Source organism: uncultured Gulosibacter sp. (assembly GCF_963509965.1).
Classification (GTDB): Bacteria; Actinomycetota; Actinomycetes; order Actinomycetales; family Microbacteriaceae; genus Gulosibacter.
This window is the reverse complement of the sequence record NZ_CAUPDE010000012.1, coordinates 22,144-45,569: the sequence shown is the minus strand read 5'-3', so window position 1 is coordinate 45,569 and position 23,426 is coordinate 22,144. Positions and strand designations below refer to the sequence as shown.

Annotated in this window: 22 protein-coding genes; 6 read left to right on the top strand and 16 right to left on the bottom strand. The window is 61.2% G+C overall.

The window, feature by feature from the left end:
* Positions 1-75: 75 nt before the first annotated feature.
* The 5 genes from rplI to RQ865_RS08195 form a co-directional block, all read right to left on the bottom strand.
* Entirely contained in the window at positions 76-528 is a 453-nt protein-coding gene (rplI, locus tag RQ865_RS08215) for a 50S ribosomal protein L9 (RefSeq protein WP_311478753.1), read from the bottom strand.
* A gap of 18 nt (positions 529-546) precedes the next feature.
* On the bottom strand, positions 547-804 hold the full coding sequence (gene rpsR / locus RQ865_RS08210; RefSeq protein WP_201517825.1) for a 30S ribosomal protein S18: 258 nt from the start codon (positions 802-804) through the stop codon (positions 547-549).
* A 90-nt stretch (positions 805-894) separates the two neighbouring features.
* Complete coding sequence (locus RQ865_RS08205) at positions 895-1,425, bottom strand: single-stranded DNA-binding protein (RefSeq protein WP_311478751.1); 531 nt, start codon at positions 1,423-1,425, stop codon at positions 895-897.
* 48 nt (positions 1,426-1,473) lie between these two features.
* Positions 1,474-1,818 (bottom strand): 30S ribosomal protein S6, encoded by a 345-nt coding sequence (gene rpsF / locus RQ865_RS08200; protein WP_311478749.1) that lies wholly within the window; start codon positions 1,816-1,818, stop codon positions 1,474-1,476.
* Positions 1,819-1,986: 168 nt separating this feature from the next.
* A complete protein-coding gene (locus RQ865_RS08195; RefSeq protein WP_311478748.1) occupies positions 1,987-3,303 on the bottom strand; it encodes a sugar ABC transporter substrate-binding protein in 1,317 nt (438 codons plus the stop codon).
* 286 nt (positions 3,304-3,589) lie between these two features.
* On the opposite strand from RQ865_RS08195, the gene RQ865_RS08190 reads away from it, so the two are divergent.
* Complete coding sequence (locus RQ865_RS08190; RefSeq protein WP_311478746.1) at positions 3,590-4,351, top strand: glucose 1-dehydrogenase; 762 nt, start codon at positions 3,590-3,592, stop codon at positions 4,349-4,351.
* A gap of 172 nt (positions 4,352-4,523) precedes the next feature.
* Here RQ865_RS08190 and RQ865_RS08185 read toward each other — a convergent pair whose 3' ends face one another.
* The 11 genes from RQ865_RS08185 to RQ865_RS08140 form a co-directional block, all read right to left on the bottom strand.
* Positions 4,524-5,432 (bottom strand): siderophore-interacting protein, encoded by a 909-nt coding sequence (locus RQ865_RS08185; protein ID WP_311478744.1) that lies wholly within the window; start codon positions 5,430-5,432, stop codon positions 4,524-4,526.
* Positions 5,433-5,469: 37 nt separating this feature from the next.
* Positions 5,470-6,270 (bottom strand): ABC transporter ATP-binding protein, encoded by an 801-nt coding sequence (locus RQ865_RS08180; RefSeq protein WP_311478742.1) that lies wholly within the window; start codon positions 6,268-6,270, stop codon positions 5,470-5,472.
* Positions 6,267-7,292 carry an iron chelate uptake ABC transporter family permease subunit gene (locus tag RQ865_RS08175; RefSeq protein ID WP_311478741.1) on the bottom strand — a complete coding sequence of 342 codons (1,026 nt, stop codon included), beginning with the start codon at positions 7,290-7,292 and terminating at the stop codon, positions 6,267-6,269. Before RQ865_RS08175 ends, RQ865_RS08180 begins: the two co-directional genes overlap by 4 nt.
* On the bottom strand, positions 7,289-8,248 hold the full coding sequence (locus RQ865_RS08170) for a FecCD family ABC transporter permease (protein ID WP_399521818.1): 960 nt from the start codon (positions 8,246-8,248) through the stop codon (positions 7,289-7,291). The genes RQ865_RS08175 and RQ865_RS08170 overlap by 4 nt, the downstream gene beginning before the upstream one ends.
* An 83-nt stretch (positions 8,249-8,331) precedes the next feature.
* Positions 8,332-8,904 (bottom strand): ABC transporter substrate-binding protein, encoded by a 573-nt coding sequence (locus tag RQ865_RS08165; protein WP_399521822.1) that lies wholly within the window; start codon positions 8,902-8,904, stop codon positions 8,332-8,334.
* Positions 8,905-8,907: 3 nt separating this feature from the next.
* Positions 8,908-9,402 carry a hypothetical protein gene (locus tag RQ865_RS09820; protein WP_399521817.1) on the bottom strand — a complete coding sequence of 165 codons (495 nt, stop codon included), beginning with the start codon at positions 9,400-9,402 and terminating at the stop codon, positions 8,908-8,910.
* A gap of 747 nt (positions 9,403-10,149) precedes the next feature.
* Complete coding sequence (locus RQ865_RS08160) at positions 10,150-10,887, bottom strand: hypothetical protein (RefSeq protein WP_311478738.1); 738 nt, start codon at positions 10,885-10,887, stop codon at positions 10,150-10,152.
* Positions 10,888-11,125: 238 nt separating this feature from the next.
* On the bottom strand, positions 11,126-12,751 hold the full coding sequence (locus tag RQ865_RS08155; RefSeq protein WP_311478737.1) for an inorganic phosphate transporter: 1,626 nt from the start codon (positions 12,749-12,751) through the stop codon (positions 11,126-11,128).
* Between the two features lie 323 nt (positions 12,752-13,074).
* Complete coding sequence (locus RQ865_RS08150) at positions 13,075-13,929, bottom strand: carbohydrate ABC transporter permease (RefSeq protein WP_311478736.1); 855 nt, start codon at positions 13,927-13,929, stop codon at positions 13,075-13,077.
* Positions 13,919-14,827: a sugar ABC transporter permease gene (locus tag RQ865_RS08145; RefSeq protein ID WP_311478735.1), complete on the bottom strand. Its 909-nt coding sequence runs from the start codon at positions 14,825-14,827 to the stop codon at positions 13,919-13,921. Before RQ865_RS08145 ends, RQ865_RS08150 begins: the two co-directional genes overlap by 11 nt.
* Positions 14,808-16,235 carry a CCA tRNA nucleotidyltransferase gene (locus tag RQ865_RS08140; RefSeq protein WP_311478734.1) on the bottom strand — a complete coding sequence of 476 codons (1,428 nt, stop codon included), beginning with the start codon at positions 16,233-16,235 and terminating at the stop codon, positions 14,808-14,810. Before RQ865_RS08140 ends, RQ865_RS08145 begins: the two co-directional genes overlap by 20 nt.
* A 96-nt stretch (positions 16,236-16,331) precedes the next feature.
* Here RQ865_RS08140 and RQ865_RS08135 point away from each other — a divergent pair, with 96 nt between their 5' ends.
* From RQ865_RS08135 to RQ865_RS08115, 5 genes are all read left to right on the top strand, one after another.
* A complete protein-coding gene (locus RQ865_RS08135; RefSeq protein ID WP_311478733.1) occupies positions 16,332-18,560 on the top strand; it encodes a DUF6049 family protein in 2,229 nt (742 codons plus the stop codon).
* Positions 18,560-20,467, top strand: coding sequence for a lipid II flippase MurJ (gene murJ, locus RQ865_RS08130; protein WP_311478732.1), 1,908 nt, complete (start codon positions 18,560-18,562; stop codon positions 20,465-20,467). Before RQ865_RS08135 ends, murJ begins: the two co-directional genes overlap by 1 nt.
* Before the next feature lie 128 nt (positions 20,468-20,595).
* Entirely contained in the window at positions 20,596-21,645 is a 1,050-nt protein-coding gene (trxB, locus tag RQ865_RS08125) for a thioredoxin-disulfide reductase (RefSeq protein WP_311478731.1), read from the top strand.
* Positions 21,645-21,971 carry a thioredoxin gene (trxA, locus tag RQ865_RS08120; protein ID WP_311478730.1) on the top strand — a complete coding sequence of 109 codons (327 nt, stop codon included), beginning with the start codon at positions 21,645-21,647 and terminating at the stop codon, positions 21,969-21,971. The genes trxB and trxA overlap by 1 nt, the downstream gene beginning before the upstream one ends.
* 97 nt (positions 21,972-22,068) lie before the next feature.
* Positions 22,069-23,388 carry a PLP-dependent aminotransferase family protein gene (locus RQ865_RS08115; protein WP_311478728.1) on the top strand — a complete coding sequence of 440 codons (1,320 nt, stop codon included), beginning with the start codon at positions 22,069-22,071 and terminating at the stop codon, positions 23,386-23,388.
* Positions 23,389-23,426 lie beyond the last annotated feature (38 nt).

Sequence of the window (23,426 nt, the reverse complement as noted above, 5' to 3'; positions counted from 1 at the left end):
AACAGAAACGGTGCGGGTCGCATCCCTTATATCAGGATGCGGCCCGCACCGTTTTTGATGCGCGCGGCGATCAGGCTAGCGAGCCTGGATCACCTGCAGTTTGGTGTTGGCCTCGATGTCGTTACCGAGCTTCACGGTGATGAAGTGGTCACCGAGGGTCTTCACCGGAGCCGGGAAGATCACCTTGCGCTTGTCGATGCTGCCGATGCCCTGCTCGGCAACGGCGTCGGCCACGTCCGCGGGACGAACCGAGCCGAACAGGCGGCCGTCGGCGCCAGCCTTGACGTAGACCTTGACGATCGCGGCTTCGAGCGAAGCCTTGAGCGCCTTGGCCTCTTCAACGGTCTTCAGCTCGCGGGCTTCGCGTGCCTTGCGCAGCGCGGCAACCTGCACCTCGCCACCGCTGGTCCAGTGCACGGCATAGCCCTGCGGAACCAGGTAGTTGCGGGCGTAGCCGTTTTTCACCTCGACAACATCGCCGGCCTCGCCGAGACCGTTCACTTCATGAGTGAGGATAACCTTTGCCATTTCTGTATCCCCTTTCGCTTAGCGGCCCGAGCCGGCGTAGGGAAGCAGTGCCATTTCGCGAGCGTTCTTCACCGCGCGAGCGATGAGGCGCTGCTCTTGAACCGAGACGCCGGTGATGCGGCGTGCGCGGATCTTGCCACGTTCCGAGATGAACTTGCGGAGAGTTGCGACGTCTTTGTAGTCGATGACGCCAACCTTGATGTGCTTTGCGGGTGCGACGGGCTTAGCCTTGGCGCCGCGACCCTTGCGGCGGTCGCCGCTTGACTTTCCAGCCATGGTTGCGAATTCCTTTACTGAGTTTCTCTCACGCTCACCGCATCCGTTCGTGGATGCGCGTGTTGCGCTGCATAGGTGAACGAGCGCGCCCTAGAACGGCGGCTCGTCGGTGAATCCATCCGACATGGGTGCGGCCCAACCGCCCTGCGATTGGCCACCCTGCTGAGGGCGCGAGCTACCCCACGGTTCTTCCGCCTGCGGGGCGCGCTGCTGCTGGGGGGCAGACGACTGCATCTGTCGCTGTTGGCCGCCGCCGCTGGTCGATTTGGTGACCTGTGCGGTGGCGTAACGCAGTGACGGTCCGATCTCGTCGATGTCAAGCTCGTAGCTCGTGCGCTTTTCACCCTCGCGGGTTTCGTATGAGCGCTGCTTGAGTCGACCCTGTGCGATCACTCGCATACCGCGAGTCATCGATGAAGCGACGTGTTCAGCGAACTCGCGCCATACGGATGCGCGAAGGAACAGCGCTTCGCCGTCTTTCCATTCGCCCGACTGGCGGTCGTACACCCGCGGCGTGGAGGCAATGGTGAAATTTGCCACTGCCAGGCCGTTAGGGGTGTAGCGCAGTTCGGGGTCGGCGGTGAGGTTTCCCACCACGGTGATGATCGTGTCGCCTGCCATGTTGACTCCCTGATGTCGTCTGGATGCTGCTACAGCTGAAGGTAGCTGTTACGCCTCTGATCCAGCTGCGTCGTCTTCGGCCTTGGCGGCCTTGAGGCGAGCGACAGCTTCTTCGGCACGCAGCACCTTGGTGCGCATGACGGCCTCCGAGAGCTTGAGCTGGCGGTCGAGCTCGAGAGCTGCATCGGGGGTCGAGGTGAAGTTCACGACGGCGTAGATGCCTTCGCTCTTCTTGTTGATTTCGTAGGCCAACTTGCGGCGGCCCCAGATGTCGGTGTTCTCAATCGAGCCGCCAGTGCTGCGGATTACGTTGAGGAACTTGTCGAGGCTCGGTGCGACGGTGCGCTCGTCGATGTCGGGATCGAGGATCACCATGAGCTCATACTGATGCACGAGTAACCCACCTCCTTTGGTCTTGAACGGCTGCAGGCGGTCTGCAGCAGGAGGGTTGTTGCATCGCTGCCACGGCACGGATGTGACGGGGCAACCTGTCGAGCGTAGCAGTTGCTACGCCCGACACGCCACCTATTTGTTGGTTGCTATTGCGAAACGGGATGCGGTTTACGCGACCTTATCGGCCGCATCCTGTGCCTTTTGTAGGCCTTCTTTCACCGGGGTCTTGCCGAGGAAGACCTCTTTGAGCGGCGGGGTGAAGGCTTCGGCCTGGGCGCCGTAGTTTTTGCCGAGCACCGGCGGGAAGGGTTCGCGGCCTTCGAGCACGGTGAAGAACGGGCTGGTGTCAACGCCCTGCTCGTCCCAGTAGGCGTCGTAGGCGGCGCGGGCGTCGGTGACTGCGGGGATCGCGGTGCCCGATTCGGCAATGTATTTCGCGCCCTCGGTCGAGCCGAGCCACTCGAGCAGTTTTTGCTGCGCTTCGGGGTACTTGGTGTTGACGTTACCGGCCACGATCACTGCCGGTGCGGTGGTGCCCTTTCCGGCGGGGCCGGCGGGGATTTCGGTGGTTTGCCACTCGAAGTCGGCGTTGTCGTTCACCTGGGCAAGGTTGTAGGTGCCCGACTGGAAAACGGCGAGCTTGCCCTGCAGGAAGAGTTCGCGGGTGTAGTCACCGTCATCGTTGGTTGATTCAGCCGGTGGTGCCACGTGGTACTTGTTGATGAGGTCGACGATGTACTGGTAGGCCTCAACGGTTTTGGGGTCGGTGAAGGTGAGCTTGCTGCCGTCTTCGGTCTGGTAGGTGCCACCGTTCGACGCGATGTAGTTGAGCTGGATGTTTTGCAGCTCAAGCGCGGCACTGTAGCCGTAGGTCTTCACCCTCTTCGCGTCGAAGTCGGGTGAGGCGGCGTTGTTGCCATTTTCGTCAATGGTCAGCTTTTGCAGCAGTGGCAGCAGCGTGTCTTTTGCGGGGTCTGGGTGCCAGGTGGCAGCTGAGAGTTCTTGTGGGGTGACGCCTGCCTCTGCCAGCAGCGCGCTATTGACATAGAGTGCGGTGCCGCCGTCGGTGAGCTGCGGAACACCGTAGAGCGCATCTTCGTAGAGGTATTGCTGTACAGCCGAGTCGGCCCAGCCTTCGCGGGCGTCTTTGCCGAGGGCGTCGTCGATGTTCACGAGCGATCCTGCTGCGGCATAGTCTTCGAAGTAGGCGCCGTTGAGCCAGAACAGGTTGTCGCCGCCACCCGAACCGACCTCGCTGCGGAGCGTGGTGAAGTAGTCGCTCCACGGCACCACGTTGAGTTCGACGTTGATGCCGGGGTTGGCTTTTTCGAATGCGGCGATCGACTCTTCGTAGACGTCGGCCACCTTTTCATCCCATAGGCGCAGGGTGAGTGTGGCTTCGTCGCTGCCCGCGCTGGTGCAGCCTGCCAGGGCCAGCGCGGTGGCGCCGACGGCTAGGGCCGCGGTGATCTTCCGAATGTTCATGACAACTGCCTCCAGTTAGGTGGTACACCGCTGTTTGTGACGCCGCCTCGGACGCGAAGCGCGGAGCATGAAAAATCATGTTGCGCCTACAACTTATGATGGCGCATTGATTTTTGCCATTGTGGCACCTTTCGTTGCGAGCTGCGCAGATGCATTCGTTCGCATGTAGTACGGCGTCATATTTCTCGGATGCAGCCCGCGCTCGCAGGTATGAATCCCAGCCACTTCTCGGGTGCCAAAACTAGGGTTCGGAGCGACAGGCCATACAACTCAAGGGGGAACGAAGATGTTTGGAAAAGAGCTCAAAGATCGCGTCGCACTCGTCACCGGCGGTGGCTCGGGTATCGGTGAGGCAACGTGCAAGCTGCTCGCCGAGTACGGCGTAAAGGTGGTTGTGTCGGATATCAACAAGGAGGGTGCCGAGCGCGTTGCCGGTGAAATTGAGGCGGCCGGCGGTACCGCGATTGCTGTTGTGGGCGACACCTCGTCGAAGGAAGACAACGAACGTATGGTGCAGGCGACCGTCGAGACTTTCGGTCAGCTCAACTATGCCGTGAACAACGCGGGTATCGGTGGGCCGCAGGCACCCGCCGGTGAGACCGACCTCGAAGCTTGGGACAAGGTCATCGGCATCAACCTCAACGGTGTGCTGTACGGGATGCGCTACCAGATTCCCGAGATGCTGAAGGCGGGCAGCGACAAGTCGGCGATCGTCAACATGGCTTCGATCCACGGCACGGTGGCGGCCATCGGCAATGGTGCGTACACCGCAGCTAAGCACGGTGTTGTGGGTATTACGAAGAATGCCGCTGCCGAGTACGGCCCCGAGGGTCTGCGCATCAACGCGGTGGGCCCCGCCTATATCGAGACGCCGCTGCTGCAGAACCTGCCACCCGAAGCCTTTGATGCGCTAAAGGCCAAGCACCCGCTGGGTCGTCTCGGACAGCCCGACGAGGTTGCGACGCTCGTAGTGTTTTTGCTGTCGGACTACGCATCGTTCATCACGGGTAGCTACCACCTGGTTGACGGTGGGTACACCACGGTTTAAGCGATACACGTCGTGCGGCTGAGCGCCTGCACGGGCTGAACATAAGCGGCAGCCACCGCCCTGGCCATGCCTCACGCATGGCGGCGGTGGCTGCCTCAGTGGCATCAGCGACCAACACTCCGAAGCCAAACCCGCAAATGTCCAGAACGTGCACGCTGCACATTCCGGTTTGCTAACCGGCCATTGCCACTCCCCTTCGCCAATAGCCCATGAAGGCCACTTGGCCGCGGTCGATTCCAAGTTCGTTCACCAGATGTCGTCGCAATGTGGTCACGACACCGCTTTCTCCAGCGATCCAAAAATATCGTCTCGCATTCGGCATCGTGCCGAATACAGGCTCACCGAGACCCGAGTAACCGGGAGTCTCCCAGACCAGGTCGACGCCCTCGGCAGCAGCGATCTCAGTGTCGGGAACTAGGGCATGTTCGGGTGCGGGAGCGTCCAGATAGTTCAGCACAGCTGGAAGCAAACGCGTCCCATGCGGCGATCCCGACCGCGGCAGCCACCGCACCTCGACGTCGGGCGGGGCATCGATGGCGAGTTGATCTGCATACTCCGGCACCTCCACGAAGGCCACACCCTGAAGATCCCTAGGGGCATCCTCCAAGATGCGCGCGATCGCCGGTGCAGCAGTTTCGTCGCCCGCCAAAACCACTGTTGTGGCATCCCCTGGGTCGTATTCAATCCCAGATCGGTCAGTACGCCCGCGCTGCGGTCCCAGCACGATCACCTCATCGCCTGGCACCGCCCGAGCGGCCCATCTTGAAGCTGGCCCGGTAGCGCCCGGTTCCAGGTGGAGCACAAAATCGATCACCAATTCGGTGTCGGCCCCATCGACTCGCAGCTCACGAATTGAGAAGGTACGAATCGGCCCTCGTTCCGCCGTAGGTAGAGCGAAATATTCCTGCCACCCTCCCGGCCCACTCGTCGTGAAATCCGGTAGCGTGCCGCCGCTTGGCGGGAATCCCACTTTAATGCGCACATCGTAGACGTCATTCGGGGTACCGATCCTGTTGACCTCGGGGCCGGTAAGAGTGATACGCGCGAAGTTCGGCGAGATGCGCGCGACTTCTTTGACCACCGCTCTGGCTGGAACATAAGAGACGCGCGAGCTTTTTCTAGCAGACATGATGCCTTCCAATTGCTGTGACCATAGGCTTTCCAGACACCGGATCGGTAGTGATCTGGTTCGATAGTCCAAAAACATCTTTCACGAGTTCCGCCGTCACGAGTTCGGACGGCGCCCCCGCCGCGTAGATGCGTCCGTGTTTTATCGCAACTATTACGTCGGAGTATCTGATCGCCAGATTCAGATCGTGCAGCACCATCACGATAGTGGTGCCACGAGTTCGACACAGGTCGGTGAGCAGATCTAGCACGTCGATCTGATGCGCAAGGTCAAGGAAGGTGGTGGGCTCATCGAGCAGCAAGATATCGGTCTCTTGCGCCAGGGCCATCGCAATCCATACCCGCTGTCGCTGGCCTCCTGATAACTCGTCAACGCTGCGGTCTGCAAGTTCAGTGGTACCGGTGGCCTCGAGTGCGTCAGCTACGGCCTGATAGTCGTGCTCGCCCCAGCGAGCAAGCACTTTCTGGTGGGGGTGGCGACCGCGTCCCACCAGGTCCGCCACCGCGATCCCCTCTGGCGCGATCGGCGACTGGGGCAAGAAACCAAGAATTCGCGCCACCTGCTTTGTCGGCTGCGTGTGGATGGCAGCCCCGTCGAGTACAACTTGGCCACCTGAGGGCCTCAGCAACCGTGCCATTGCCCGCAGCAGAGTAGATTTGCCACAGCCATTGGCGCCGACGATAGAAGTGATTTTTCCCTGCGACACGTTCAGGTCAAGCCCATCAATGATGGTTCGCTGCCCGTAGCCGAGCGTAATCTGCTCAGCACGTAAGGAGTGCAGGCGGGTCATAAAGAACCTCCCGATTGGTTCGTGCGGACCAGCAAGTAAATAAGGTATGGCGCACCCAGGACACCTGTGATCACGCCGACGGGGTATCGAGTATCGAAGGCGAACTGGCCCACAAGATCGCCGCCCAGCACCAGTAGGGCGCCGACCAGCGCGGACGGTGCCAACAGGTTCGCACCGGGGCCGACCAGCCGCGCCGCAATCGGCCCAGACATGAACGCGACGAACACGATTGGCCCGGTGGCTGCGGTGGCAACCGCCAGCAGGCAAACCGCACCGATGATGTAGGTGAGCCGGGTCGAATTCACTCGAACACCAAGACCAGCGGCCGAGTCGTCGCCCAGCTGCAACTTGGTCAGCGCACTTGCGCGCAACACGAGGAACGGCCAAATCACGACGCTCGCCAGGAGCACGGGGAGAACATCATCCCAGGAGGCATTATTCAAACTGCCTGTAAGCCAGCGCATCGCCGTCTGGATATCCCACTGAGAGGCGCGGGACAGGCTGTACGCGACGACGCTTTGAAGCATCGCAGCAATGCCAATACCAATCAGAATCAGCCGGGTGCCGGAGAAGCCACTGCGATAGGCCAGGAGATAGATCAGCCCCGCGGCGGCTAGGGCACCGATCAAGGCACCGGTCGAAACGATAAGACCAGAAAGCTGAAACACCGTTATCAGCACCACTGCCGCAGCACTAGCCCCCTGAGTGACGCCGATAATGTCGGGGGACGCGAGGGGATTTCGCAACAACACCTGAAAACAAATCCCCGCCACACCGAACGCCAAGCCTGCGAGAATTGCTAGCGCCGTGCGCGGAAGGCGTAGTTCGCCAACGGCGAAGGAAGCCCCGGGTACAGTTTCGCCCAGGATGACCTGCATCACTTCCGCGAATGAGTAGAACGTGTTTCCGACCATTAAAGCCGTGATGGCAAGAGCGATTAACGCCCCGGCCAGAACGAGCGACACGAAGATGTGCCGCTTGCGACGTCTACGTCGTCCCACGATGACTACGCTCACACTCATAGTTCCCGCACCTTTTGCCGTCGCACGATCCAGATAAAGAAGGGAGCTCCGATCACCGCGGTAATGATGCCGACCTGCACCTCTTCGCCCGATGGTGAGATCACCCGGCCGATAATGTCGGCCGTCACCAGCAGCACTGCCCCCGCCAACGCCGCGACTGGCAGCAACCATCGGTAATCACTGCCCACTAGGGCGCGGCACAGGTGTGGGATGACCAGACCGATGAAGCCAATTGGGCCAGCGATAGCGGTTGCTGCGCCCGCCAAGATAACTGCTCCTAGCGATGACATGAGCCGAGTGCGAAACACGTTCTCGCCGAGACTTGCGGCCATGTCATCGCCTAATGCCAGGGAGTTCATACCGCGTGCGGACGCGATGCAGATCAACGCACCCGCCGCAAGAGCAGGCGCGGTGATCGCGATGCGTGACCATTCGGCACCCCCCACGCCGCCAATCTGCCAAGACTGGAAACTCATCAGAATATTGACCCTGGGCAGCAAGATGACCGTGATGAGTGAGGCCAAGGCTGCTGATGTAGCTGCCCCCGCTAACGCGAGCTTGAGCGGGGACGCTCCACCACGTCCCAACGAAGCGATCGAATAGACGAACACCGCTGCGCCGGCAGCCCCAAGCACTGCCAGCCCCATTTGTCCCAATGGCGCCGTCAGCTCAAAGAACGCCAGGCCAATCACCACAGCCAGCGATGCGCCGCTAGTGACCCCCAGAATTCCCGGATCGGCAATCGGGTTGCGAGTAACCGCTTGCATGGCACTGCCGGAGAGCGCCAAAGCCGCGCCCACAATCACACCCAAGACAGTCCGCGGGATGCGTTTGGCCACCGCAGCCTGAGCGATGCTGTCACTTTGGCCGTTCAGTGCCGCTGTGATGTCATTCAACGACACTGAACGAACCCCGAATGAGATCGACAGAATGCATACCAATACGAGGAGTGCCACAAGGACAAGAATCCAGACAACGCGGGCCTGCGCCGAGCGTCGCAGTCTAACGGCGCTCGGCGCAGGTGCTCTAAGCGATGAAGTCACTGGTTGCGAAGCGGCGCCTCGAGCAGGTCAAAGTATTCCTCGAGCCCCCAAGCGATCGAAAGTGGCGACACAATCGCCGAAGCGGCAAGCGGTGTGTTGTCAGCCAATACGGCGACACGCCCCTCAGCAACCGCGGGGATCTTCGACAGTAGCGGGTCGGCTTGCAGCGCCTTCAGAAGAGAGTCGTCCCCGTAGGTGACGATGAGGTCGACGTCGTTAAATACATCAACGTTTTCGGAGCTTACTGACAGGTAGAACTCTTCAGAGTCAGAGTTATTCGCCACCTCTTGGGGTGCGGCCATTCCATGCTGAAGCAAAAAGCCCGTGCGGGGATCGGCTGCAGTGTAATACCCCACCTGACTCAGATCGCTGGGATCAATATAGGCGAACAAGACCTTAGCGCCCACTAGCTTTTGGTGTGCATCGAACGCCGTCGTGATCTCGCCGTCGAGCTTGTTGACCAGCTCCTCGCCCTCTTGCCTAGCGCCCAGAGCGGTAGCATTCATGCGAATAACCTCGTCAAGGGGCGTGGCCCAGGGGGTATCAGGATAGGCCACTACCGGTGCAATCTTCTAAAGCGTCTCGTAGTCCTCCTTGGTGATCCCCGAGTAGGCGGCCAAGATGACATCAGGTTTGGTGTCGGCGATCGCTTCGAAGTCGATGCCATCGCTCTCGTCGAACAACACCGGTACTTCACCGGCCTTCTCTGCCGCTTCGTCGCCAAGCTTGGAAGTATCGACACCCAGGTCGCTTAGTGCATCCTCCACCCAGGGAAGCACACCGTTGCCGTCGTCATCACCCCAAGTGACCTTGGCCATCCCCACCGGCACGATGCCCATCGCGATCGGCACTTCATGGTTAGCCCAGGCCACTGAAGCCACACGTTCCGGCTTTTTCTCGATCACGGTCTGGCCAAAGGCGTGATCGATGGTGACTGGAAAGGTGTTCGCTGTGTCTGCGGTCGCGTCGGGCGCGGAGTCGGCTGAGCTGCCTGCATTCGAGCAGCCAACAAGTCCGATAGACACAAGTGCCGCAAGGGCAATAGACAGGGTACGTGATATGCGCAACGGAGTTCCTTCGCTGTTGTGTTGTGCGCGCAGCGAGCCTAGATCCGACTCACCGCAAACCTCGGTAAACCTTAACTAAGGTTAGCCTTACCTAAGCTAGCAAGACCTTTGGGGTTCACGCAACGCGCACATATCGCCCGGTCAGGCAGCCGTTCGCTGTTACTGATCGCGTAAGCATTCGTATTTGCAGATGGTGGCGGAGGGCTTCTCACGGATGGTGCGGTTTGCCTGCAGGTGACGGGCCTGAGTCTTGGCTATGGTTTTGTTTCGATCGAGTGGCGGAAGAATTGGAATCGGGGCCTGCCAAAGAACTGCGCCCCAGAGCCCGCGTTGACGCGTTGAACCCCCGCGTATCACCGACTGGGCGCTATCGGGCTCCATGTCGACTTTGGCATTGCCGATGCAGGCGTTGACGTTGACGCCAGCACCTGGTGCGAGCTGGGGTCATTGAATCCACCAGCTCGGTTGGTGACAGCCACGACAACGCTTTGGCCGGGACTGTCAGCACGTCGTGCAAGAACGAGATCATTCACGGTCGTCGCTGGGGCGAAGAGCCTGACGGTTAGCAGCGTCGATGCGGGATGACCTGACACTCAACACGACCAGGCTGGGGCAGGAGTTAGAGGTGAAGAAGCTCTACCGGACGGTGGTTTTTAACTTCCCACTTAACTTCCCACTCGACATAACACTTTGGGAAGTTAGTGGGAAGTTAAGTGTGAAGCTTGTGGGAAGTGCGGCAGCGCGGCGTCATCCTCGATACCCGTCCGAGAAGATATTGCCGTTGATGTTGTCGCGGAACCAGATGTGCTGGGCCTCCTTGGGCAGGTAAAGGATCGGCCGCTGCTGGGGCAGCTGCTGCAGGTAATCGTTTTCTCGGGCCTTATTTGCCTCACTGAACGTGGGTAAGTTCCTACCGGTTTCGGTGAACGGCACCTCGTGAGCCCGTCCATCCTGGTCGCGGTAGTGCACCGTGAAGCGGTACGCAATGCTGTCTGATGAGTAATGCGTTTGTTTCCAGGTGTATCCGTCGGTTGTGGCAGGCATGCCGGCGAGCACAAAATCAGTTTTGGATGCCCCGGTGGGGCCACTGAGTCCGGCGGATTTGCTGCAACATATCCACACCAAAATGAGGGTCAGTGCCGGCGCGTAGATCCAGTGCGCCACATCGGTGACAACTCGCGGGAGTTCATCGAACGACACCGATTCATGCTGCACGATCCAGAGTGCAGGACCAACGATATGCAGCGCGGTGATGATCAAAAAACCCAGAGCCCACAAATAGTCAGCCTGTGTGCGCCAACCATTCTGGAACGCGAAGGCGTATCGCGGTTCGGCAATTCGCGGGTTCAGCCAGATCGGCACGAAGTAGGCGCCCTGCCGCTGTTGCCAGCCAAGGTGCTCTTTCAGCTGCGGCAGTGAGCCGTTACCACCAAGAAAAACAACACTATCGCTAACCTCGGTGCCGTTCAGGTTTGGAAAGCGCAACGCAAGTTTCCGATATGAATGCGAAGACTGGTTCACAGCGACAACGCGGGCAAACACCTGCTTCCCTTTTACCCGCAGGCGCCGCACCCAACCCGTGGCCACGCTGCGGATCAACCACCTGTGGTAGCCGCGAACGCCCAGGCATCCCATGTCCCCTTCTACAGGGTGGGCAGTCACGTTAGTGACTGCCCACCCCTATTTTGTGCCAGCAGCGACACAGCGCCGCTAGAAGTTCACGTTAGCCGCCGAAGATGGCGCGAAGGGCGAGAACGCCGACCGCTCCCAGAATCGCGGCCACCGGAACCGTGATCACCCACGCGAGCGCGATGGGTTTCATCAGCTTCCAGTTCGCAGCCCGGTTAACAATGCCCACACCGAGCACAGCGCCGATGAGGATGTGCGTCGACGAAACTGGCAGGCCGAGCACCGATGCCAGCATCACGATACCGGCGGCTGACAGCTCAGCAGCGAAGCCAGAGGCAGGGTGCATTTCAGTCAGCCCCGACCCCACAGTCTTGATGACGTAGCGTCCGATAAACCACAGACCGGCAATCAGGGCAACACCCGCGGTCAGCATGATGGCGGGCGGAATACCGGCCTCATCACTGATCTGATTGGTCTTGAACACATCGAAGATTGCCGCGAGCGGGCCGATCGCATTGGCGATGTCGTTCGAGCCGTGACTGAACGCGAACGCCGAAGCCGTGAACACCTGCATCCAGCTGAACAGCAGGAATGTTGACCGTGACAGGTCGCGCTTTTTCAGCGAACGCGCAAAGATGAACACCGCCATCCACACGGTTGCCGCGATCATGCCGAGGATCAGGAAGTTGCCAACCGAACTCAGCTCGAAGTTGAGGTTCTTGAGCCCCTTGAAAAGCATCATCGAGCCGATCACGACGGCACCGAATGCGGCCAGCAGCGGCACCCAGGTTTCGAGCGCGCGGTGCGCCTGAATTTCCTTCGCGCGCGTTTCTACCCGGTGCAGGTCGCGGTAATACTCAGATTCGAGCTCTTCCGGGTCGCAGTCTTCCCGCTGGTACACCGAGGCATCACGCGCCATAGCGTTGGTGTACGAGATCTGCTGCAACTCGTCGAGACGTTCAAAAGCCTGCTTGTGGCGGGTGCGCAGTTCGGCGCGTTCACGCTTGAGCTCACGCAGCTTGGCATCCATCTGGTCGTTGTAGACGAGAATGTGCTTCTTAATCTGCCCAAACAGCAGCCACGCGACAATGCCGCCAAGCAGTGGCGAAAGCACCCACGAAATGACGATCTTGCCGATTTCGCTCCACTGCACCATTTCGAAACCACCGGTGCCGGTTGCCAAACCCAAGCTCAGGGCCGCGCCGACAATACCACCGACGATCGAGTGCGTTGTCGAAACCGGCCAGCCCATGCGGGTAGCGACCAGCAGCCAGATGGCTGCGCCCAGTAGCGCCGACATCATGATGAACACGAAATCCATGGGTGCCAGGTCGATCGCACCCAGGTCAACGATGCCCGAGCGCACAGTCTCGGTCACCTCACCGCCAGCCAATACGGCGCCGCTAACTTCGAAGATGGCGGCGATGATGAGCGCCTGCTTCATCGTTAGGGTGCCGGCACCGACGCTGGTTCCGAACGAGTTTGCAACGTCATTGCCACCGATGTTGAAGGCCATGAACAGACCAAAAAGAACGGTCAGCACCAGGATGACCTTGTTCGTGCCCGCATCCACGTAGCTGAACGACCACATCATGAACACGACAAGCGTGACCATCATGAGGGTGCCGAAAGAAACATGCCACCAGCGGTCGGGCCCTAAGAACCCGTGACCGCCCGGCTTCACCGAAAAGTCTTGCTGGGGTTTGAACGAATGCGCCATAGAAAGCCTTTCCCTGATGGGATCATCGTGGGGCAGACGGTTGAAATGTAGGCTGCAACTACGTGAACGGTGAGTGACAACTCGGCGCGGAATGCGTGTACCAGGATGCGCAAGCAGGGGCCAGAGAAGTGACCCTGCGATGCGAATAATTGTCATCTCCGAGGCACACCGGCGCTGGGGTTGTTTTTGTGCTCGACATCTTCGTCAGCAAGCCGCGCAGGGTCAGCAGAGTTCCGCAGATCACCGCATACAGACCGAGTCGGCAGCAGAACACCAAGAAACCGTTGACGTCGCGAACATAATTGCCGTCGGCATCCAGATCGCTACCTAAAGCTCGTGATCCGAATCGACCGCACGATCTGCCGCTGGAAAATCACAAACATCACGATCAGCGGCAGCATCGCCGCCACCGAAGCCGCCATCACCAGCGTCGTGTTATTTTCATACTGGCCCTGCAGCGACGCCGCCGCCGTGGTCAACACGTGGATGCGGTTGCGCCCCACCATCAGCGGCCACATGAAATTATTCCAGTGCGTCACCACCGTGATCAGCAGCAGCGTGACCAGCGTCGGCCGCGACAACGGCACCACCAGCCGGCCGAGGATGCTCCACGTGCCCGCCCCATCAATGCGCATCGCATCGATCAGCTCCTGCGGAATCTGCCGAAACTGCTCGCGCAGCAAAAACACCGCATACGGCGACGCGAACACAAACGGCAGCACCAGTCCCGTAAAGGTACCGACCAGGTCCACCCTGGCGAACATGAAATATAGCGGGATGACGGTCACCACCTGCGGCACCATCAGCGTCGCCAATAGCACCCAAAACAGCAGCTCACGCCCGGGAAAACGCAGCCGCGCAAACGCGTAGGCCGCGAGCACCGAAAACAACAGCTGCCCTGCAGCCACCACGACCACCACCGCGACGGTGACCCAAAATGCGGCCACGAAATCAACCCTGGTATCACCCAGCGCCAAAAAGTTCGCGAAAGTGGGTGCATCCGGCACCCCCACGCCCTGCCGGTTAAACTCACGCTTATCGGTGAACGCGGTCAACACCGCCAGCACAAACGGAAACAGCGTCAGCGCAGCCGCGGTCAACAGCACCGCATACGTGCCGAAGATCGACAGCGGATTGCGGCGGGTGCCCGGCGCGAGTTTCGTGCCCTTAACGCTCATAGGTCGTCTTCCGTGAGAAATAGGCGTTCTGAATCAGCGTGATGATGATCAGCGCCACAAACAGGATGATCGCCAGCACCGCAGCCTGGCCGATATTCGACTGCGAAATCGCCTGCGAATACACCCGCGCCGCGATCAGGTCGGTGGTGCCGCCCGGCCCACCGTTGGGGGAGAGTGAATACACCAGATCGAATGACTGGAACGCCGCGATTATGCCGGTGACCAGCACAAAAAACATGGTCGGTTTCAGCAGCGGCAGCTTGATGCGCCAAAAAATTTGCCGCGCGTTCGCGCCATCGATGCGCGCCGCCTCAATCACCTCGTTGGGAATCGACCCGAGCCCCGCCATAAAAAACAGCGACACGTAGCCGATCTGGCTCCACGCCTGCACAAACGCCACGATCGGCAGCGCCGTCGCCTCAGATTGCAGCCACGGCACATGAATATCGAACAGATTGTTGACCACACCGTCGTACTGAAAAATCCAGCGCCACACGATACCGAGCACCACCGGCGCACACACCCACGGCAACACCAGCACTGTGCGAATCAACGCCGACCCCGGTAGTTCCCGCACGAGCAGCGTGGCAAGCCACAGCCCAATCGCGATCTGCGCCGGCACCACCAGCAGCACAAACATTGCCGTCACGCCCAGCGATCGCCACACCGCCGGATCGGTAAACGCGGTCTGCCAATTGTCGAAACCAACAAGTCTCGGTTCCGACAGCACATCCCAGCTGCTGAACGACAGCACCACCAGCACCAACACCGGCACCAGCATGAACGCCGCCACCCCAAACAGGGTCGGCGCCACGAACGCGTAGGCGGTCGCCGTTTCGCGCCGCCGCAGGCGACGAGACTGTGGACGTGCCAGCTGTTTAGGCTTCGCCGCGCTCATGCCACCAGGCTCGCAATCGACGCTCAGCTTCTTCGGGCCCCAGCGGGCCCTCATCCAGCCGCAGCTCCAGCAAATAGTTGCGCGCCTCGCCAACCGCACGCGACGGCTTCAAATCGAGGATGCGCATAATCTCGTCGCCATCCAAATCGGGTCGAATCGCGTCGAGCTCTTCTTGCTCACGCAGCTGCGCGAGCCGATCTTCAAGATCATCAATTGCGAACTGTAGGCGATCCATCTTGCGACGGTTGCGGGTGGTGATATCGGCGCGGATGAGCAGCAGCAGCTGGTCGAGCTGGGGGCCGGCATCACGCGCGAACCGGCGCACCGCCGAATCGGTCCAGCCAGCCTGTTCATAGTTGTAGAGCCGCATATGCAGTTCAATCAGCCGCGACACCGCTTTAATGGTGTCGTTATCGAACCGCAGCTTGTCGAGGCGCTTGCGCGCCAGCCGCGCACCCTTCCAGTCGTGCCCGTGGAAGGTGACCCGGCCGCCGGCAACAAACTTCCGGGTGGCGGGTTTACCGATATCGTGCAGCAGCGCCGCAAGCCGCAGCTGCAAATCGGCATCCCGGCCGCGTTCGCCCTCAAGCGCAATAGCGTTTTCAAGCACCTTGATCGAATGCTCGTACACATCCTTGTGCTGGTGCGCATCGTCACGTTCCAGCTGCAGCGCCGGCAGTTCGGGTAGCACGAGCTCGGCAAGCCCGGTCTCAACAAACAGTTCAATACCGGCGCGCGGCGAGTCGGTCAGCAGCAGTTTGACCAGCTCATCACGCACCCGCTCAAGCGAAATATTGTGGATGCGTGGCGCCAGGTCAACCACCGCCGAAAACGCGTCGCCGTCGAGATGAAAACCCAGCTGCGAGGTGAACCGCAGCGCGCGCATCATCCGCAGCGGATCATCCCCAAACGACACCTCCGCATCGATGGGGGTGCGCAGCACACCGTTCAGTAGGTCATCAAACCCGCCGGTGGGGTCAATCAATTCCAGCCTCGGCAGAGCCAGCGCCAACGCGTTGACCGTGAAATCACGCCGATGCAGATCGCCCGCAAGCGAATCACCAAACGACACCACGGGCTTGCGTGACTTCCCGTCATACACATCGGCACGATAGGTGGTTATCTCCACCTGTTCGCCGTGGATGCGGGCACCAATCGTGCCGAACTCGCGGCCAATATCCCAGTGGGCGCTGGCAATCGGACCAACGATTTCGATGATGCGATCGGGGTGGGCATCGGTGGTGAAATCAAGATCGGTGACCGGCTTACCCAAAAACGCATCCCGCACCGGCCCACCAACCAGTGCCAGGTCGTGCCCGGCGTCAGAAAACGCCGCGGCAAGCGTCGCCACAGGCTCGGATGCGGCCAGGTCGCGAAGCCGAGTCATGGCTGTCTGGACGTGTTGCATCTGGTCATTCTACGAGGGACGCCTAAACTGAACGCCATGTATGACGCGCCGCTACTGCGCGCGCCGCGACCCCTCCGTGGTCGGGCGCGCCCTCAAGTGGCCGTATTTATTGCACTGCTTGCGCTACTAGTTGCGGGCCTGCCGTGGAATCTGGGCACCGGTTCGGCAGTATCGATGGCGCATGCCGCCTCGCACGCGGCGCCAAGCACGGTGACTGCCGATGACGAAACCCAAAACCCACCCGTCGAGATCGCGCTGCTGCTCGACCACAGCGGCCGAGTCGACCCCACTAGCGACAAACTCACCGGCTCAGTGGTGTTGCGCAATAACACCGAGCAGCAGTTGCGTGCCGGCACAATCCGCTATCAGCTGCGCAAACAGCCGCTCGGTGGGCTTGCCGACTACGAGGCGTGGTCAAGCGGCAGCGACACCCCACAAGAGCTCACCACCCTGCTCACCGCCAAAACACCCGAGATCGCGGCCGGTAAATCACAAACCGTGTCGTTCAGCATCGATCTGACAACCGCAGAGTTGCCCTGGGCTGATGCGCCCGATGAGTTTGGGGTGTATGGCATCGCGGCCGACTGGCGCGTCGGTAACGAGCAGAGTCAGGGGCGCGGCGCACTCATCAACGGCAGCATCAACGGTTCAGCCATACAACTCACCACGGTGGTACCGGTAGTGGCGCCGATGGGTGACTCGGCGCTGTTGAGCGCATCCCAGCTCAAACAATTAACCGCACCCGATGGCGAACTCACCCAATTGCTCGAGGCCATCGGCACACACCAGGTGACCCTGGCCATCGACCCGCGCCTGCTCGCATCCATCCGAGCGCTCGGCAACGACGCCCCCGAAAGCGCGGTCAACTGGTTGCGCGAACTTGAGGCGCGCCAGCTTCCCGCGTTCCCTCTCGAGTTTGCGGATGCGAACCTGGCGCTGCAGGCCCGGGCCGGTGTGGATGCACCACTTACGCCCAACGGGTTTCGTTTTGTGAGCGACAAACACCAGCTACCCGAGGTCGAACCCGTCCCACAACCAAGCGCTGCACAGCCTGATGATGCCACTCACGGCCCCGATAACGGCACCGAACCAACCGGCACCCACCAAACCAGCAGCCCCGAGGCCGATGATGTTGCGGTGCTCACACAGTTCCCCTACAGCAGCGACGTGCGCTACCTGCCCGGCCCCGGCCTCGACGACGAGACCTTCCAAACACTGCTGCAGTGGCGACCCCAGCGGCTCATGGTCGATAGCGACCGACTCAGCGGAGTTGAGCGCTGCACCACCCAGGTAAACCTTGCCAACCGCGAAGTGATCGTCGCCGATAACGCCGTGGCCGAACGGCTCGCCGCCAGCGGCAGCACCGACCACACCCGCTCAGCCCTCGCCCGCAACGATGCGCTCGCACAGCTGGCCCTCACCGCAAACAACGAACAGCCCTGCCAGCTGGTCACGGCACTACCGCGAGCGCATCTTGAGCTGAGCGACGGATTTAACGAACTTCTCAGCGACGCCGAAGCGGTCGGAGCGGTCACCCTCGCGTCGCTACCCGAACCGATTGCCCCCGCTGCGCTCAGCAGCGTCAAACTCGACCCGCAGCCCCTTGCAGACGCCACCGTCACAGAACTCCGCACCGCCATCGACAACGAACAGTCGGGGTTGGCGCTCGTCAGCCTCTACGACAATCCAACCGGCACCAAACAACAGCTGCGCGCCGAACTCGTGCGGCTCTCGTCAGCATCCTGGCACGACAACCCCGATGCGCTGACTGCCGCGGCCGACAACTACACCACCTTTGCTATCGGCGCCCGAGACGGTGTGCGCATCGTCTCGGGCAGCGAGGCGCAGCTGATCGGCCACGAACTCACCCTGCCGGTGTTCATCGAAAACACCACCTCACGACGGGTAACCGTCGATGTGTCGCTTCGCGCCAAAACCGGGCATCTGCGTGCCGATACACCGGCAACCGTCACCATCGAACCGCGCAGTAATGCGCGCGCCCAGCTGCCGGTTACCGCCATCGCCAACGGCACCACCGAGGTGGAGATTCAGCTGGCCACCCCCGACGGGATGCAGCTGCCGAGCGACGCAGTGCTGCAGGTGAACATCCACGCCGAGGTCGAGACTGTGGTGCAATGGCTGCTCATCGGTGGTGCCGTAGCGCTGGTGTCGCTTGGCACATTCCGCATGGTGCGCCGCCGACGCCGCCTCGCCGGCCGAGCTCAAATTCGCGCGCGAGTGCAGCGGCAACGGCAACGTGTCGGCTCGATTGCTGCCGACAACCATCCAGCAACCCCTGACCAACCCGCATCCGGAACCGACTAATGGCAAAATCTCTCGGACGTACCAGCCTCATCCTTGCCTCGGGCACGATGATCTCGCGCGTGCTCGGCTTCGTGAAAGCCATCGTGCTGGCACAAACCATCGGGCTGGTGGGTTCAGTTTCGGCCGACGCGTTCGCCAACGCCAGCTCGCTGCCCACCAATATCTACAGCCTGATTGCGGGCGGATTGCTCAACGCCGTGCTCGTGCCGCAGATCGTGCGCGCAACAAAAAACGTTGACGGCGGCAAACAGTACGTTAACCGGCTTATCACCCTCGCCATCGTCGTACTCGGTTCACTCACGCTACTCATCACTCTCGGGGCCCCCCTTGTTGCCCAGCTATATGGGCTCACCCTCGATGACGAGCAGCTCAGCCTTGTGATCGCCTTCGCCTACTGGTGTTTGCCGCAGGTGTTCTTCTACAGCCTCTACGCGGTAATCAGCGAGGTGCTCAACGCCCGCAGCATCTTCATGCCATTCGCCTGGGCGCCGGTGATGAACAACGTCATCAGCATCGCCGGGCTGATCATGTTCTCACAGCTATTTGGTGCCGACCCTTCCGGCCATGGGCGCACGGTCAGCGACTGGACGCCGCTGATGACCGCAACCCTCGCCGGCTCAGCCACGCTCGGTGTGGTCGTGCAAGCAATGGTGCTGTTCGTCTTTCTGCCGCGCGCCGGGTTCCGCTACCGGCCCGACTTCCACTTCCGTGGCACCGGGCTCGGACGCATCGGCTCGGTGGCAAGCTGGTCGCTGGGTATGGTCGTGGTAATTCAGGTGGTGGCCTGGGTCGAAACCCTGGCCATCAACGTTGCCTTCGGTCAGACCGTGTCGCTTGCCGCCAGCCGCAACGCCGAAATGATATTCCTGCTGCCGCACGCGATCATCGCCGTGTCACTGACCACGATGATGTTCACCTCGCTGAGCGAATACGCGGCCGAACGAAAAACCGAAACCGTCATTAGCGAGTTCTCGCGCGGCGCCCGCACCATAACTATGTTCATGGTGTTCTCAACAGCGGCACTGATGGTGATGGCGCCACCGTTCGCACGTATTTTCTCGTCGTCGGCCGAGCAGGCAAACCAGCTGGCGGTGGTGCTGATGGCGCAGCTGCTGGGGCTCGTGGGATTCTCGCTGTTCTACTTCTCAAACCGCGTCAACTTCGCCTACGAAGACACCCGCACCGTCTTCATCATCTACGCGTCAACCGCGCCCATTCACATTGCCGGGGTGACGGCCGCCGCCATGTTCCTGCCGGTAGAGTTCATCGCCGTCGGAATCGCCCTGCTCAACGCCTTCCTCACCACACTGCGGCTGTTAATTCAGCTGCAGGTGCTGCGCAAACGCGTCCTCGGACGCATCGACGGTCACCGGCTGGTGAGCTCGACCGTGCGCTTCACAGTTGGTGCCATCCCCACCGCGGCCATCGGCGTTGTCATCGTGTGGGCCATGGGCGGCTACAGCCTCGACGGTTGGGGACGCAGCACGCTCCTCAACGCCTTCATCACCTGTGCACTGTCGGGCATCGCCATGATCGCCGCCTACGCGGCCGCCATGGTAATGCTGAAATCACCCGAGTTCGACGCCTTCTTCGCCCCCGCGATCCGCCGCATCTTCGGTGCCCCCGGCCGCCACGCAGCCAACGCCAACCGTCACGCCGCACACACTGCCGCAGCCGACCGCTTCGCCGCCGAACACGGCACCCTGTTCACACTCGAGTCGGTGGCCGCCGACTACGCCGCCGCATCCCCGGTGGTGCCAAGCAACCCCGACACCGAACTCGCCTCAGATGCCATGACCACCACCGCGCGCATCCCAAGCCGCCGCGAACTGCGCGATTACGCGCGACAGAAACAGGTCGAGGCCTACCTCAACCGGGTGGCCGATGATGACGAGACGCTGATCTAACACCGAACACCCAGACGCAACCACCCGAAACCGCGGCGGGAATAAGGAAGCACACGGATGCGTCAGCAAAGATGGAAGCATCCGGCGCGCCCCACACCGGCGCGCCGCGCGATCTCGAAGGAGCACCCATGCACAATGTCGCAATTATTGGTTCTGGACCGGCCGGCTACACCGCCGCCATCTACACCGCCCGAGCCGGGCTCAAGCCGGTGCTGTTCACCTCATCTGTGACCGTCGGTGGCGAATTGATGAACACCACCGACGTTGAAAACTTCCCCGGCTTCCCCGAAGGGGTGCTCGGCCCCGACCTGATGCAGAAGATGCAAGAGCAGGCCGAACGCTTCGGCGCCGAACTCGTCTACGACGATGTCGAAGCCGTCGAACTCGACGGCGATATCAAACGCATCCGCACCGCCTACGAGGGCGAGTTCGAGGCGCTCAGCGTTATCATCGCCACCGGCTCGGCCTACCGCCGACTCGGCCTCGAATCAGAAGACCGCCTCGCCGGGCGCGGTGTCTCGTGGTGCGCCACCTGCGACGGCGCGTTCTTCAAAGAGCAACACATCGCCGTCATCGGCGGCGGCGACTCGGCCATGGAAGAAGCAACCTTCCTCACTCGCTTCGCCGACCGAGTCACCCTCATCCACCGATCCGAAAACTTCCGCGCCAGCGAGATCATGCTTAACCGCGCCAAGAACGACCCGAAAATCGAGTGGCGCACCAACGCCGAGGTCGTCGAGATCCTCGGAGGCGACCAGGTTTCGGGTGTGAAACTGCGCGACACCGTCACTGGCAACGTGAGCGAACTCGACGTCACCGGCCTGTTCGTCGCCATCGGTTCGATTCCGCGCACCGAACTGGTCGCCGAGCAGCTCAAGCTCACCGAAACCGGCGTTATCCAGGTTGAGGGCCGCAGCTCACGCACCTCACTCGCCGGAGTGTTTGCCTGCGGCGACGTGGTCGACGACCACTACCGCCAGGCCATCACCGCCGCAGGTTCGGGATGCACGGCAGCCCTCGACGCCGAACACTACCTTGCCGCGCTCCCTGCCGAACTACTCGCGCAAGTCGATGCCGAAGCATCCGACACCCCGTCAACCAACACGGCCGAACCGGCCAGCGGAATCACCCTGAACCCCGTCGCCCTCAACATGCAGGCACTTGGAAAGGACCAGTAATGAACCAGCCAATCGACGCAACCGCCACCACCTTCGACCAGGAAGTGCTGCAGGCCGACGGGCCGGTCATCGTCGACTTCTGGGCCCCCTGGTGCGGGCCCTGCCGCCAGGTTGGCCCCGTGCTCGACCAGATTGCCGCCGACAACCCCGCGGTGAAAGTGGTTAAAGTCAACGTCGACGACGAATTCGACCTCGCCACGAAGTATCGCGTGACCAACATCCCGGCGATCAAACTCTTCAGCGAGGGCGAAGTGAAGGCCGAGATCGTGGGTGCTCGCCCCCGCAAGGCCATCGAAGACGAGTTCGCCGACTATCTTGGCGCCTAGTTGCAACCGCCGGTCTCCGGTTGCCAAACGCCTCCCTCGCCACACAATTTTCGCGGCAGACATAGACTGGAGCATCCGCTACTAAGAAGGACTCATCGTGACGTCGGCACCCCAGTCGAATAGTGCGGGCCAGAATTTTGACCCGTGGTACTCCAGTTACGCCTCGCGCACGCGAGGTCTCACCGTAAGCGAGGTTCGCGCCCTGTTCGCGGTGGCCTCGCGTCCAGAAGTGGTTTCGCTTGCCGGTGGTTCACCGTTTGTCGAGGCACTTCCCGACGAGCTGGTTCGGGCCGCATTTGACCGCATGATGGCCGAAAGCGGCCCGAAGGCGTTGCAATACGGCGGCGGCCAGGGGCTGCCGCAGCTGCGCGAACGCATCCTCGACCTCGTTGCCCTCGAGGGCATCACCGGTGTATCAGCCGACGATGTGGTCACCACCACCGGGTCGCAACAGGCGCTCGACCTGGTAGCGAAACTCTTCCTCGACCCGGGTGATGTGGTGCTTGCCGAATCACCGAGCTACGTCGGGGCACTCGGCACCTTCAAGTCGTATGAGGCCGATATCCGCCACCTCGAAATGAATGCAGACGGGCTCGACCCCGAACAGCTCGCCAACACCATCCACGCGCTGCGAGCCGAAGGCAAACGCATCAAGTTTCTCTACACGGTGCCGAACTACAATAATCCCACCGGCGTGACCATGTCGGCCCGGCGCCGCCAAGAGATTCTCGACATCTGCCTGCGCGAAAACGTGCTCATCCTCGAAGACAACCCCTACGGGCTGCTCTACTTCGATCAGCCGGCGCCAAATGCGATCCGCTCACTCAACGAGTCGCATGTCGTTTACCTCGGCTCGTTCTCGAAGATCCTGTCGCCAGGCGTGCGCGTCGGGTTCGTGATCGCCCCGCACGCGGTGCGCGAAAAACTCATCCTCGCTGTCGAATCATCGATTCTGTCACCCTCGATGATCAACCAGTATCTGGTCACCGAATACCTCGAGGGCACCGACTGGCGGGCACAGATCGACACCTTCCGCGGCATCTACCGCGAACGCCGCGACGCCCTGCTGGGGGCAATGGAAGAGCACCTGCCGCAGCTGAGCTGGACCACCCCCATGGGCGGATTCTTTTCGTGGGTCGACTTACCACCGCAGCTCGACTCGAAGCAGATGCTGCCGCGCGCGGTGAAAGAACTTGTGGCGTACACACCCGGAACCGGCTTTTACGCCGATGGCCGCGGCCACACCCAGTTGCGGTTGTCGTTCTCGCTGCCAACCCCCGACCGCATCCGCCAGGGTGTTCGCCGACTCGCCACCGTGATCAACGACGAAATCGAGCTGCTCGAAACATTCGGTGACCTGGGCAGCCCCGCCGCCGAAGCGGCCCGGTTCGACCAGGCCCCGCCCGATCTGCGCTAGCCGCTCGGTTAGCGTTCGAAAATTGTGAACCTGAACGA